Annotated in this window: 13 protein-coding genes; 12 read left to right on the plus strand and 1 reads right to left on the minus strand. The window is 63.3% G+C overall.

Annotation, left to right across the window (positions count from 1 at the left end; genetic code table 11):
- Positions 1 to 2: 2 nt before the first annotated feature.
- The 12 genes from DMR_RS07100 (at position 3) to DMR_RS07145 (ending at position 12,507) form a co-directional block, all read left to right on the plus strand.
- Positions 3 to 491, plus strand: coding sequence for a CBS domain-containing protein (locus DMR_RS07100; RefSeq protein WP_015860235.1), 489 nt, complete (start codon positions 3 to 5; stop codon positions 489 to 491).
- Between the two features lie 470 nt (positions 492 to 961).
- Positions 962 to 2,371, plus strand: a complete 1,410-nt coding sequence (gene guaD, locus DMR_RS07105; protein ID WP_015860236.1) for a guanine deaminase — start codon at positions 962 to 964, stop codon at positions 2,369 to 2,371.
- Between the two features lie 167 nt (positions 2,372 to 2,538).
- Positions 2,539 to 3,198 carry a hypothetical protein gene (locus DMR_RS07110; protein ID WP_015860237.1) on the plus strand — a complete coding sequence of 220 codons (660 nt, stop codon included), beginning with the start codon at positions 2,539 to 2,541 and terminating at the stop codon, positions 3,196 to 3,198.
- Positions 3,199 to 3,429: 231 nt separating this feature from the next.
- Complete coding sequence (locus tag DMR_RS07115) at positions 3,430 to 3,942, plus strand: hypothetical protein (RefSeq protein WP_015860238.1); 513 nt, start codon at positions 3,430 to 3,432, stop codon at positions 3,940 to 3,942.
- A gap of 411 nt (positions 3,943 to 4,353) precedes the next feature.
- The gene (gene glpT, locus DMR_RS07120) at positions 4,354 to 5,730 is read left to right on the plus strand and encodes a glycerol-3-phosphate transporter (RefSeq protein WP_015860239.1); all 1,377 of its coding nucleotides are present in this window, start codon (positions 4,354 to 4,356) and stop codon (positions 5,728 to 5,730) included.
- Between the two features lie 647 nt (positions 5,731 to 6,377).
- Positions 6,378 to 6,902, plus strand: coding sequence for a hypothetical protein (locus DMR_RS24405; RefSeq protein WP_148208384.1), 525 nt, complete (start codon positions 6,378 to 6,380; stop codon positions 6,900 to 6,902).
- A gap of 146 nt (positions 6,903 to 7,048) precedes the next feature.
- The gene (locus DMR_RS24410) at positions 7,049 to 7,318 is read left to right on the plus strand and encodes a hypothetical protein (RefSeq protein WP_148208385.1); all 270 of its coding nucleotides are present in this window, start codon (positions 7,049 to 7,051) and stop codon (positions 7,316 to 7,318) included.
- A gap of 228 nt (positions 7,319 to 7,546) precedes the next feature.
- Positions 7,547 to 8,473, plus strand: a complete 927-nt coding sequence (gene phnD, locus DMR_RS07125) for a phosphate/phosphite/phosphonate ABC transporter substrate-binding protein (RefSeq protein WP_043601572.1) — start codon at positions 7,547 to 7,549, stop codon at positions 8,471 to 8,473.
- Entirely contained in the window at positions 8,470 to 9,918 is a 1,449-nt protein-coding gene (locus tag DMR_RS07130; protein WP_015860241.1) for a HAMP domain-containing sensor histidine kinase, read from the plus strand. The genes phnD and DMR_RS07130 overlap by 4 nt, the downstream gene beginning before the upstream one ends.
- A 9-nt stretch (positions 9,919 to 9,927) precedes the next feature.
- The gene (locus DMR_RS07135) at positions 9,928 to 10,590 is read left to right on the plus strand and encodes a response regulator (RefSeq protein ID WP_015860242.1); all 663 of its coding nucleotides are present in this window, start codon (positions 9,928 to 9,930) and stop codon (positions 10,588 to 10,590) included.
- 64 nt (positions 10,591 to 10,654) lie between these two features.
- Entirely contained in the window at positions 10,655 to 11,119 is a 465-nt protein-coding gene (fosX, locus tag DMR_RS07140; RefSeq protein ID WP_015860243.1) for a FosX/FosE/FosI family fosfomycin resistance hydrolase, read from the plus strand.
- A gap of 8 nt (positions 11,120 to 11,127) precedes the next feature.
- Positions 11,128 to 12,507 carry an L-serine ammonia-lyase gene (locus DMR_RS07145; RefSeq protein ID WP_015860244.1) on the plus strand — a complete coding sequence of 460 codons (1,380 nt, stop codon included), beginning with the start codon at positions 11,128 to 11,130 and terminating at the stop codon, positions 12,505 to 12,507.
- Positions 12,508 to 12,630: 123 nt separating this feature from the next.
- On the opposite strand, the gene DMR_RS07150 is transcribed toward DMR_RS07145, so the two are convergent.
- A complete protein-coding gene (locus DMR_RS07150; protein ID WP_015860245.1) occupies positions 12,631 to 13,293 on the minus strand; it encodes a hypothetical protein in 663 nt (220 codons plus the stop codon).
- Between the last annotated feature and the right edge of the window lie 27 nt (positions 13,294 to 13,320).

The following is a 13,320-nucleotide window of genomic DNA, read 5'->3' on the forward strand; positions in this document are numbered from 1 at the left end:
CCATGCTACGCAAACGCGCCTTTGACGCCTTGCGCACCGACGTGCTTGCCGTCGATGCCGCCGAGCCCCTGGAGACCGTGGCCGACAAACTGTCGCGCCACCTGGAAAAAAGTCCGGACCTCGACGCCGCCGTGGTCATGCGGGCCGGCCGGTTCGTGGGCATCGTCAGCCTGCGCACGCTGTTGTCGGACCTAAACGACTGCGCCCTGGACGCCAGCCTGCGCGAGAGCCTGGGCGACGACGATTTCGAGGATACCTACCGTCTGGCCTGCCGCCGCTGCATGACCAGAAAGGCGGCCGAGGCGGCCCGGCGCGACATCCCCAAGGTCGCGCCGTCGGACTCCCTGCATCTCGTCCTGGACGCCATGATCAAGGCCGACAGCCGGTTTGCCGTGGTGTTGGAAGGAGACAAACTCCTGGGGCTGGTGCCCTTGGGCGAGATCTTCCGCGAGATGCGCCGGGAGTGCACGCCCCTGGCTGCGCGTCCCTGAGACCGGCGGAGACAGGTCCGGCCGATCCGGCTTAATTCCCTCGCTTCCACAGAGGCCTTTGCCGCTGCACTGCGGCGTACGCGGCCTTGCACCGCTGCCTTCCCCCCCGGAGCCCGTGGGCTGGGCACGGCTTGCCGCACTGCGGCAAGCCGGTCGTGGCCCGGGATTGCTGCGGCCCCAGGGCGGCGTCGGCCGAGACGTTTGTCGCTCCCGGCCGTGTCTGACTGTCTTCGCCGCCGACGGCGCATTGGCCGACCGAAAAGCCTTGGCGAAAAGCCTTTGCGCCTTATATTGATATTGAGTCGCCTTATCAGGACCGGGTGCGGTTCGGGTACGGGCGACGCGCGTCCATCTCTTCAGTCGCCGACAACGCGCGCTGGGAGGGCGCGGTCACGGACACGCGAGCCCTCCGGACCGGCCTTTTCGATAAGAACTGGGCCCCCGGCCACCCTCTACCGGAGGAGTATGCCATGACGGGCGGTCATTGCGCGATACGCGGCACGTTTTTCGATTTTCTGGACGATCCCTGGAAGCACGTCGGGCAGGAACAGGACGCCGCCCGATTTATTGCCGACGGCCTGCTCGTCGTAAAGGACGGGCGCATCGAGGATTTCGGCCCGTTTACGGAGGTCTCGGCCCGGCGTCCCGGCCTGGAGGTGACCCATCTGCCCGGCCGTATCCTCATGCCGGGTTTTATCGACGGCCACATCCACTTCCCTCAGACCCGGGTGCTCGGGGCCTACGGCAACCAGCTTCTGGACTGGCTGCAAAATTCCATCTTCCTGGAAGAGCTCAAGTACAACGACCGGGACTACGCCAGCCAGGCGGCCGAGCACTTTTTCACGGCCCTTTTGGCCGGCGGCACCACCACCTGCCAGGCCTTCACCACCTCAAGCCCTGTCTCCACCGAGGTTTTTTTCGAGGAGGCGGCCAAGCGCAACATGCGCGTCATCTCGGGGCTTACCGGCATCGACCGTTTCGCCCCGCCCGAGGTGGTCATCAGCCCGGACGACTTCTATAAGGAATCCAAGCGGCTCATTGAGCGTTACCACCGCCGGGGCCGCAATCTCTACGCCATCACCCCGCGTTTCGCCGTGGGCTGCACCGACGCCATGATGGATCGCTGCCGCCAGCTCAAGGAGGAACACCCCGACTGCTGGATCAACACCCATATATCCGAAAATCCCAGCGAAATCCGCACCGCCCGGGAACATTACCCGGACTGCCCGGACTACACGAGCGTCCACGAAAAGCATGGCCTGCTCGGCCCCAAGTTCACCGCCGGCCACGGGGTGTGGCTGTCCGGCGACGAGATGCGGCGCTTTTCCAAGGCCGGCGCGGCCATCAGCTTCTGTCCCCTGTCCAACCTCTTTCTTGGCAGCGGCCTGTTCCGCCTCGGCCGGGCCAAGGACCCCGACCATCCGGTGCGGCTGTCCGTAGGCAGCGACATGGGCGGCGGCAACGCGTTCAGTCTCGTGCGGGTGCTGGAGGAGGCCTACAAGGTCGGCATGTGCAACAACACCATGCTCGACGGCTCGGTCAATCCCCGGGAGCAAGACCTGGCCGAGGCCGAGCGCAACAAGCTCTCGCCCTACCGGGCCTTTTATCTGGCCACGCTGGGCGGGGCGAACTCGCTGTATCTCGACGACATCCTCGGCAATTTCGAGCCGGGCAAGGAAGCCGACTTCGTGGCCCTGGACTGGAACGCCGGCCAGGCGGCCATGGCCTGGCATCAGTCCCTGGCGGTGGGTGACGGCGGGCCGGAAACCATGGAGCAGGCCGCCAAGCTGCTTTTTGGCATCATGGCCGTTGGCGACGACCGCAACGTGGACGAGACCTGGGTGGCCGGCCGCCGGCTTTACAAGAAGGCCGCCGGCTAATGCCGGATGTAAAACATAACGAAGTTATGTTTTAACAAGAAACGCATAGATGACGCTGTTGTTCCTTTTGCCGGGTTCACTTGAGCAATGGAATCGGAATACGCCGGCTAAGCCGGAGCGCCCGGGCCGCTTGCCAACCGGGCGGCCCGGGCCTTAAGGAGGCGCACATGGCCCCTGCAATGCTTGATATGCGGGTTTCGGGAGCCTCGGCCATCATCGTGCACCATGTCCCGGCCGCCCATCGGGACTGGTTCATGGGCTGGCAGGCCGAGGTCACGGCGGAAATCCAAGGGTTTCCCGGCTACCGGCGCACCGACGTCTACCCGCCCCCCGGCGACCAGGGCGGCGACTTCGTGGCCGCCCTCCATTTCGAGGACGAGGCCTCGTTGCAGGCCTGGCTTGATTCGCCCAAGCGGGCCAGGCGGGTGGCCCAGCTGCGGGAGAAGACCGGGGAGTTCGACCTGCGCCTGGTCCCGGGCGGCTTCGCCCCCTGGTTTTCGGATTGCGCCGCCGGGCCGGGCCAGGCTCCCCCGGCCTGGAAAACGGCCCTGGTGGTGCTGCTGGGGCTGTACCCCACGGTGATGCTGCTGTCGCTTTTCCCCGGGGCCTACACCCAGGGGCTGGGACTGGCCGTGGCCATGCTCATCGGCAATGCGCTGAGCGTCGCCGCCCTCCAGTGGGGCGTCATGCCCGTGCTCAATGTCGTAAGCGCCCCCTGGCTCAAGGCCGACCCGGCCAAAAGCCCCTGGCTGGCCCATGGCGGGCTGGCCGTTGTCCTGGCGCTCTTGGCCGGCCTGTGCTGGCTCTTTCGCCAGGTGACGGGCTAGGCCGCCCCGGCCTCGTGTCGCGTCCACGACAGGCATAGGGGAGTCTCGCCGGCAACAGTCTAAAACCACGGTTTTTTTGACAAAGGGTATCCCCTTTTCAAGAGCCCCGACACCAGCCCGCGCCGACGCGAAACGCGACGCACTTGTGACGCGGGAGTTGTATTTTTCCGCAAAACCGGCATGTTCTCCCAAGGCCGGCCCTAGGCCGCGAGTCGCCATCGGAGGACGGACATGCCCATCGACAAAGCCAGGGTCAAGGAACGCTTCGTCCAGGAGACCAAGGACTACCTCATGCTCTTTGTCTATCTGGCCGCGTTTCTCGGCTCGTTTACCATTTACAAACGCCTGGTCCTGCAAGAGCATAACCTCTCCTACTACCACTACGGCTATTCCCTGTTTGAGGCGGCCATCCTGGCCAAGGTCATTCTCCTTGGCGACTGGCTGGGCCTGGGCAAGCGCAAGCCTCGCGGACCGCTCATTCTCGCCGCCTTGCGTCAGACCTTGTTGTGCAGCTTGTTGGTCATCGTCTTTTCCCTTGTGGAAAAGATCGTGGACGGGCTGCTCCACGGACATGGCCTATCCTGGGGGATTGATGCCGTCCTGGACATGAAAAAACAGGAAGTGCTGGCCAACTTCCTGATCCTCTATGTGACCCTGATCCCGCTTTTCGCCGTGCGCCAGCTGGAAAAAGCCCTGGGGCCGGGGCGGCTGTTCGCGCTGTTTTTCAAGGGCAAGGCCGACTGACGCCGACCGGGAGCGTGGCGGCCAAGGCCGGGGCGATGCCGGTTGCCGCCATCCCCCGGCCACCCCCACGGCGTCGCACTCCCGGCCGCCACGGGGCCATAACCTTTGGCGTTTCGCCGTGGCGTCGCGAGTCCGGGACGCCGTCCATCGTCGTTGCTTCGCTCCAACGCTCCCCACTTCCGTTTTTTCCTATGCCGGAATCAGGCTTTTGCTGATTCCATCGCCGCGTCCTTTCTGATCAATCCCCGGTATCCTGACAGTTGCAGGCAGGCTTGCCCCTTTCTCGCCGACGCGACGCGTCAGGCGTTAGCCGTGGAGGGCTTGGGCTGGGGCAACGCTTCCTGCGGCGACATCGGGACGAGGCGTGTCGATGGCGGTATCGGGCAGTCAACAACCGGAGAAGGGGGACCCATGATCGGCTTTTTCAAACCGGCGGAGCATATCGAGCGCTTGCCGCAAGACAAGCATGGGGCGCACTACAAGGCCCTGCGCTGGCAGATTTTCCTGAGCATCTTTTTCGGCTACGCCGCCTATTATCTGGTGCGAAAGAATATTTCCTTGGCCGTGCCCGATCTGCTCAAGCTTGGCTTCACCAAGACCGACATGGGCTTTGTCATGAGCGCCGGGGCCATCTCCTACGGCATCGCCAAGTTCGTCATGGGCATGGTTTCGGACAGGTCCAACCCGCGCTATTTCTTTTCCGCCGGCCTGCTCCTGTCCGGCGGCGTCATGCTGTTCATGGGCTTTAGCCCCTGGGCCGTGTCCTCGGTGGCCATCATGTACGCCTTGCAGTTCGTCAACGGCTGGGTCCAGGGCATGGGCTGGCCGCCGTGCGGCCGTACCATGGTCCACTGGTGGTCCACCCACGAGCGGGGCAAGATCGTTTCGGTCTGGAACGTGGCCCATAATCTGGGCGGCGGCCTGGTGGCCAACCTGGCCGTGTGGGGCGTGGGCTACTTCAACGAATGGCAGGCCAAGCTCTACGTGCCGGCCGGCGTGGCCGTGGGCATCGCCGTGCTGCTCCTTATTACCATGCGCGACACGCCCCAGTCCTGCGGCCTGCCGCCCATTGAGGAGCACAACAACGACTATCCGCCGAGCTACAGCGAAGATCAGGAATTGGAGATGACCACCAAGGAGATCTTCGTCAAATACATCCTGCCCAACAAGTATCTCTGGTACATCGCCATCGCCAACATCTTCGTCTACTTCATCCGCTACGGCGTCCTGGACTGGGCGCCCACCTACCTGCGCGAGGTCAAGGGCTTCGACTTCAAGCAGGCCGGCCTGGCCTATTCCCTCTACGAGTACGCGGCCATCCCGGGCACCATCCTGTGCGGCTGGATTTCCGACCAGTACTTCAAGAGCCGCCGCGCCCCGGCCGGCATCCTGTTCATGGTCCCCACCGTCCTGGCCGTGGCCTTCTACTGGCTCAACAAGTCCGGTTCCGCCGCCATTGACAGCTGGGCGCTTCTGGCCATCGGCTTTTTCGTCTACGGCCCGGTCATGCTGATTGGCCTGCACGCCCTGGATCTGGTGCCCAAAAAGGCCGCCGGCACCGCCGCCGGCCTCACCGGCCTGTTCGGCTACGTGCTGGGCACCGTGGTCGCCAACTGGGTGACCGGCTGGGTCATCCAGCACTACGGCTGGGACTGGTATTTCGGACTCATGCTCATCGCCGGCGTGTTGGCTATCCTGGCCATAGCCATGACCTGGGGGCACGGCGCGACCAGCGAGAAGCGCGACGATAACGGCAACGGGGCCAGCCCCGAAGCCGCCAAGAGCTGAGTCGAGCGCCCGCGTCGCCCATATAAGGCGCGGGCATCCTCATAACTGTCAGCGGCGGGGGGACTGCTCCCCGCTGGCAAGTCCGCGGCCCCTCCCGCGGCAAGGGGCCTGAATGGCGGTTCAGGCCCCTTTTATTTTGTCGATGCAGGTGCAGGCGTGGCGGCGGAGGCGACGCTGCGTGATGCGTCTGCTTGGCGTGAGCATGAAGCAAATGGGCCGTCTGCTGAGGAAGACTCTATTTGTTTCTTATTGCTCTGAATTAATTTGCTTTATGGCGATAAAACTACCTGCTCTCGGACGAAATCAATCCTCGCTGGGACATTTCCGGTTCTCCAGAGTTTATCCAAAATCCAGGTTGTCCGGGGCAGGAGAATCTATTTCAGCGTTATCCGGCAGATAATTTCTGACACAGAGTCGCTCTATCCCCATTCATGTAATATCTCGAGAGTTAACGAGAATATTCTCCGTTTCAGAACCAGCTTTTCGGGGGGATTACCCTGGCGGTGTAAAGAGCTGTCTCGGCCCTAGTAGCTCCTACTAGCCAAAACGCGGGAGACCTCAATTTCCGTCCTGGCTAGGCCGTTTCATGACCGAGTTTATTATTTAAAAAAATTATTTCAAAGTAAATGGACTCGGGCGGGAAAAGGATGGTTTCCTTTACTAAGTGCGTTAAGACCGGTAAAAGCGTATATCTTTTATACGGGGATGCTATGGAAGCAGGACCACAAAGCCGAAAAATAGATTTTAGTTTCAATACGGTTTATGTAATAGAATCTTTTAAAGATGGCGAAAAAAAGTGTGGCAAAGAACTCTACGAAGATACTCTTCGCTGGCAAAGTATAAGAAACAGAAGCTTTAAAAGTTGCTATAATGATATTTCCTCATTCAGAGAGCTTGAGAAAACATTCTTTGAGATTAGATCAGAGGTGCGAAAAGGGATGTGTCCTGTTTTACATTTTGATATGCATGGAGACAAAGAAGGAGTGTCTTTGAAAAACGGAGACCACGTTGATTGGCCGTATCTGAATGGTGTCTTTCAAGATATTAACATTAAATTGAAAAATAATTTATTTGTAACAATGGGTACATGTCATGGCGCAAATGTTGTTAAATCGTATGTAGTAACACAGCCTGCTTGTATGCTTGGATTTCTTGGTTTTAGTAAAAAATAACTGCTGGGTTCTCATCGAATTTTTTTAGTGATTTTTATCAGAGACTGTTCAAAAGTCAGTCCGTTGATGCCGCAGTTGATAATCAAGAGCTACGAAATGAATGTTGTAAATATGGACTTCTTTTGTTGAATTGCACGGGATTGTTTATGCAGGCGTATGGTGAATATATTAATTGTTATTATAAATCAAGAAAAGTCATAGATAGGAGGAAAGAAAAAATTCGTGCTATGGCGATTGCTCAGGGGAAGCCGCCGCCAAGTGGAAAGATCATAAAGAAAATGCTGAGTCAAAAGAAAGAACACTTCGAGAAGAGAAAAGATAAATTCTTTATGATTGATCGCTTTCCTGAAAATTCGGAACGGTTTCCTCTCTCTTATGCCGATTTTCTAGCGTATCATTCAGGAATCTCTCTGTGATTTGGGGCTGGGGCGAAGCCCAGATAGGCCGAAGGCTGTAGCCGGTCGTCCTTCACTCGACGCATCTTGTTCCTGCTCCACCGTGTTCGTCCCCGTCGCGTCTGCCCCGCGTCTGGCGCAAAACCCCCTTTTGCGCTAGGGTTTCGGGCAGCGGACGGCGTGGTCCGGCAGGGCGGCAGCCCGTCCGACATCCCCGAACACTCCCGGCCCGGCAGGGCGAGGATGGCCATGAGACGACCATTTTGGCTGCTTGTCGCCGCCGTGCTGCTGTGCCTGGCTTACGGCTGTTCGGGCGATGACGGCGGCTACGTCGATTTTTCCAAGCCGACCCCGGCCGGCGTCCAGGGCGGCGACAAGGCAGCCGCCGGCCAGCGGCCCTTGCGGCTGGCCGTGGCCTCGGTCAGCTCGCCGGGCGAAACCATCAAGTCCCTGCGGACCATCGCCGAGGCCCTGTCGCGCCGCACCGGTCGCCAGATCGTCCTTGTGCAGCGCAAGACCTATGCCGAGGTCAATCTGCTTCTGGCCAATGACGACGCGGACATCGCCTTCGTGTCCACCGGCGCCTACAGCGCCTATCGCGGCCAAGCCCCCATCGACGTGCTGGTCATGACCGAATTCCAGGGTTCGGCCACCTACGACGCCCAGCTCATCGTGCCCGCCGACAGCCCGGCCCGAAGCCTTGAGGATCTGCAGGGCAAGGTCTTCGCCTTCACCGACCCCTTGAGCTTTTCCGGCCACATGGCCGTCATGGACGCCTTGCGCCGCCTGGGTTCCTCCCCGGAACGCCATTTCAGCCGTTACTTCTACACCTCCAGCCACGACCGGGCCATCCAGGCCGTGGCCAGCCGCATCGCCGACGGGGCCTCCATCGACAACCAGATTCTCGACGTGGCCATCCAGAAGATGCCGGAGCTGGCGAACAAAGTCCGGGTCGTCGCCACCTTGGGGGTCAATCCGTCCGGGCCGGTGGTGGCGGCGGCCGGGCTGGACCCCAGGCTCAAGGACGCCCTGCGCGACATCTTTTTGGACCTGCACCGGGACCCGGCCCAGGCCGAGGCCTTGCGAACCCTGGCCATCAGCCGGTTCACGCCGCCGGTCCCCGGGGCCTATGACGCGCTTCGGGCGCTGTATGACCGCATCGGCGGGTTTTTATGAAGTGGTGGCGCACGGCGAGCTTTTATTTCCGCATCAACGTCGTCATCGTCAGCAGCGTGCTGCTGTTAAGCGTCGCCCTCAGCGGCGTGGTCTTCGTCCACAACCGGACGCTGCTGGAAAAGGAACTGGACAAGCGGGGCGCGGAGATCGGCAATTCCATCGCCGCCATGGGCAGCGAAAGCATCATTCTCGACGAGCGCTTCGTCCTGCACGAGATCGCGGCCAAGGCCCGGCGGGGCAGCGACGACATCCGCTACATCATGATCGTCGATTACGCCGGGGAGATCCTGGCCCACACTTTTGGCGACGGCTTCCCGGCCGGCCTGCCCCTGGAGCTGCCGCCGGGTCTGCCCCGGTCGAACGCGGCTACGGGAGAGCCGGGCGGCGAGGCGGCCTATGCGGTGACGCGCTATCGCAGCAACGAGGGTCCCTTTCGCGAAGTGGTCGTGCCGGTGGAACGCGGCGCGGTGGGCTATGTCCGGGTAGGGCTGACCGAGCAGGACATGCGCCACATCCTCGAACAAAACATCAAGAACTTCTCGCTCATCACCCTGGTCGTCTGCCTGCTGGCCGCCGTGGTGGCCACGCGCCTAGCCTACCGCATCGTGCATCCCATCGATCAGTTGGCCCAGGCTGCGGGCCAGATACGCCAGGGCAACTACGGCGTGCGCATCCCCCCCGACGATCAGGCCGAGGTCGGGCGGCTGGCCTCGGCCTTTAACGACATGGCCGCTACGCTGACGCGCAAGGACGACGAGAACGAACATCTGCTGACCGCCCTGCGCGACAAGGACGCCCGGCATGTCCGGCTGCTGCAAAAGGTCCTTAGCGTCCAGGAGGATGAGCGCAAGCGCATCTCCCGGGAACTGCACGACGAGGCCGGCCAGTCCCTGGCCTCGCTTTTAGCCTATCTCCAGCTGCTTATGGCCGGCGAGGTGACAAGCAGCCAGCGCGAGGCCATCGGCCAGCTCAAGAGCCTGGTGGTGGAGATCCTGGGCGGCCTGCGCAAGATGGCCGTGGAGCTGCGCCCCCCGGCCCTGGACGACCTGGGGCTGGTGCCGGCCATGGCCAAGTACGTCGATGGTTTTGCCTTGCAGCGCGACCTGACGGCGATTTTTGCGCCCGAAGACGACAATCCCGAGCTCGACCCGGCCGTAGCCCTGGCCCTTTACCGCATCCTCCAGGAAAGCCTCACCAACGTGGCCCGCCATGCCGAGGCCAAGGCCGTGCGCGTGGAGCTGGCCGCCGAGGGCGGGGACATCGCCCTCACCGTCAGTGACGACGGCCGGGGCTTTGATGCCGCCGCCTTGCCGGCCGGCGAGGAAAGCTTGGGCATCTACGGCATGATGGAACGGGCCGAGCTTTTGGGCGGGACGTTTCAGATGACATCCCGCCCCGGCCAGGGAACGACGGTGCGCGTGGCCTTGCCGCGCCGACTGGGATAAGGAGAGGCAATGGCGACGACCCGCATCATCTTGGCCGACGACCACACCGTGCTGCGCACGGGGTTGAGGCTGCTTATCGACAACCAGCCCGATTTCACGGTGGTGGGCGAGGCCGCCGACGGCGAGGCCCTGCTGGCCCTGGTGGAGCGCGTCCCGGCCGAGGTGCTGGTGCTCGACCTGTCCATGCCGCGCGTAAGCGGCCTGGAGTGTATCAAGGAACTGAAAAGCCGGGGACAGGAGATCAAGATTCTGGTCCTGACCATGCACGGCCGGGAATACGTCAAGGAGGCCATGGCCGCCGGGGCTCTGGGCTATATCGAGAAGCAGGCCCTGGACAGCGAACTGTTCGTGGCCATCCGCACCGTGGCCTCGGGCCGGCGCTACATGAGCCCGGACAACGCCGAGGTGCTCCTGGACCAGCTCCTTTCACCCACGCCCCAGGCCGCCTCCCCGGACCCCTACGCCGTGCTGACCGCCCGGGAGCGCGAGGTCTTAAAACTCCTCGTGCGCGGCCACACCCTGACCCAGATCGCCGGACTGTTGCATTTAAGCGTCAAGACCATCGACACCCACAAGACCCATGTGATGGAAAAGCTGAACCTGACCCACAAAAGCCAGCTCGTGGACTACGCCCTGCGCCACGGCTTGCTCGCCCGGCGGGGCGGGGCATGAAGGCCATGGGCAAGCGAAGCGGCCTGGCCGTCTCCCCAGCCTGCGGCGTTGGGAGAACGGACCCATGATTACGGGCCTTAGCCACATCACGTTTATCTGCCGCGACCTCGACCGCATGGAAGCCGTGCTGACCGGCGTCCTGGGGGCGCGGCGGGTCTACGACAGCGGCGAGGCCACGTTTTCCCTGTCCCGGGAGCGGTTTTATCTGGTCGGCGGGGAGGGTGACGACGGGCTGTGGCTGGCGGTCATGGAAGGCGAGCCCCTGGCCGAGCCGACCTACAACCACGTGGCCTTTGCCGTGGACGAAGCGGACTTCGAGGCCTGTCTGGCCCGCGTCCAGGCCCTGGGACTGACCTTTCGCCCGCCGCGCCTCCGGGTGGCCGGTGAGGGCCGGTCGCTATATTTTTACGACCACGACAACCATCTTTTCGAACTGCATACCGGAACCTTGCCGGAGCGGCTGGCCCGCTACCGCCAGGGACGCGCCGCCGCCCCGGCCCCAACGCCCGACAACCCCGAAACCCCGTAAGGACCGTCATGGACGCCGCCCGCCCGCCCATCACCACGCCCATCCTCGATCTGTTTAAAATCGGCCCCGGGCCGTCGAGTTCCCACACCATCGGCCCCATGCGCGCCGCCGCCGATTTTCTGGCGGCCGTATCGGGCCTGCCGGCCGAGATCCTGGACCGGGCCGCCGCCGTGGACGTGCGCCTGCTCGGCTCCCTGGCCGCCACCGGCCAGGGCCACGGCACGCCCCAGGCGCTTTTGGCCGGGCTGCTCGGCCATCGCCCGGAATCCTGCCCGCCCGACATCGTTGACGGGCTGGCCAACTATCCCGGCGGCGCCGTCGTCGTGGCCGGGCGGAGCCTCGCCATTTCGCCGCGCGCCGTGGCCCTCGACCTGCTGACCGTGCCCACGCGCCACCCCAACACCATGGTGTTTCGGGTGACGGCCGGGGACGGGACCGTGCTGTTTACGCGGGAAGCCTATTCCGTGGGCGGCGGGTTCGTGGAATGGCAGGACGAGGAACCCCCGGTCCGGGCGTTGCCGCCGTACCCTTTTTCGAGCATGGCCGGTCTGCGGCGCATTGTGGAGGAAACGGGCCTGTCCCTGCCCGACGTGCTCATGGCCAATGAAGAGGTGGTCAGCGGCTTGTCCCGGCAGGCCATCGTGGAGCGGCTTGACGGCGTCATGCGGGTGATGATCGACGTGGTGGAGCGTGGGCTGGAGGCCGAGGGGCCGCTGCCGGGACCGCTGGGGCTGTGGCGCAAGGCCGGCGTCCTTTTTGCCCGCTACCGCCAGGACCCGCAGATGGCCGACCGGCCCATCCTGGCCCTTTGCGCCTGCGCCTTTGCCGGGGCCGAGGAGAACGCCTGCGGCCACATCATCGTCACCGCGCCCACGGCCGGGGCGGCCGGCGTGCTGGCCGGTGTGCTCTACATCGCCAAGGTGCTGCGCCCTACGGCCGGCGTGTTTCGCAAGAACTTCCGCGAGGCCTTGCTGGTGGCCGGCATGGTGGGCCTTCTCGCCAAGCACAACGCCTCGGTGAGCGGCGCGGAAGTGGGCTGTCAGGGCGAGGTGGGCGTGGCCTCGGCCATGGCCGCCGCCTTTCTGGCCCAGGCCAACGGACACGGCGTCCATGTGGTGGAGAACGCCGCCGAAACCGCCCTGGAGCACTGCCTGGGCCTGACCTGCGATCCCGTGGCCGGCTACGTCCAGATTCCCTGCATCGAGCGCAACGCCATGGGCGCGGTCAAGGCGTTTGCCGCCTACCAGATCGCCGCCGCCGAGACTCCGGGCCACCATGTGGTGGGTCTGGACCAAGCCATCGCGGCCATGGCCCAGACCGGGCGCGACATGTGCACGAAGTACAAGGAAACCGCCCAGGGCGGATTGGCGCTCAGCGTGCCTTGTTAGCGCCGCGACCCTTGGGCGGCGTCCGGGGAACACGAACACGTGTTCCCCGGGCCATGGCCCAGCCAAGCGGGACTCGGCGGAAACAAGCTCCCGTCTTTATCAGAGCCGCCGTAGGCGTGCCGTTTAACTCGGCAGCATGTCCCGGGCCGTCGCCAGCACGGCCGAGTTGGTGAAATCGTCGCAACAGCCCACGGCCCGAACGGCCGTCTCGGCCATGGCCGCGGCAAAAGCCGCGCCGTTCGGGCCGTAGCGCTCGCCAAGATCCCATCGCAGGGTTTCACACAGGTAGTGGACGCATCGCGGCGACTTGGCCAGATACAAGGTGCAGCCGGTCTCGGTCAGATACGGGCAATAGCGCTCCGCATGTCGCGCGCCGGCCTGTCGCGCGTTGTCGTCCTCGGCGCGTTGCAGGCGGGAGAGCGCGCCCGCCAGTTCCATGGACAGGCTGGTTGGCCGGTAGAGCAGGTAGTCCGAGGGCGTGAACACGTCGCAGTGGCGGGCGTTGCAGCAGCCCACGGGCGGCCGGGCGCAGTCGTCGCGGCAGTAGTCCTTGGTGGCGGCGTTCTGGATGCGGTCGATCTGGCGGGTGTAGAGGGTGTAGCCGATGACGGCCCGGCGAAGGGGCGCGCCCAGCCGGCCGAGATAGGCGCTTAATCGGGCCACATGATGCCTGGCTAGTTCGTCGGAGAGGAAAGGGCGTGAGGTGGCGCAAAAACAGTCGAGGTCATCGTTTACGGCCGCATCGCTTCTGGTTGAAAGCGTGTCGAGCCATGATGCGATCCGCATTATTGCCTCATCTTGTAAGAAATGCTT

The organism is Solidesulfovibrio magneticus RS-1, assembly GCF_000010665.1.
GTDB classification, from domain to species: domain Bacteria; phylum Desulfobacterota; class Desulfovibrionia; order Desulfovibrionales; family Desulfovibrionaceae; genus Solidesulfovibrio; species Solidesulfovibrio magneticus.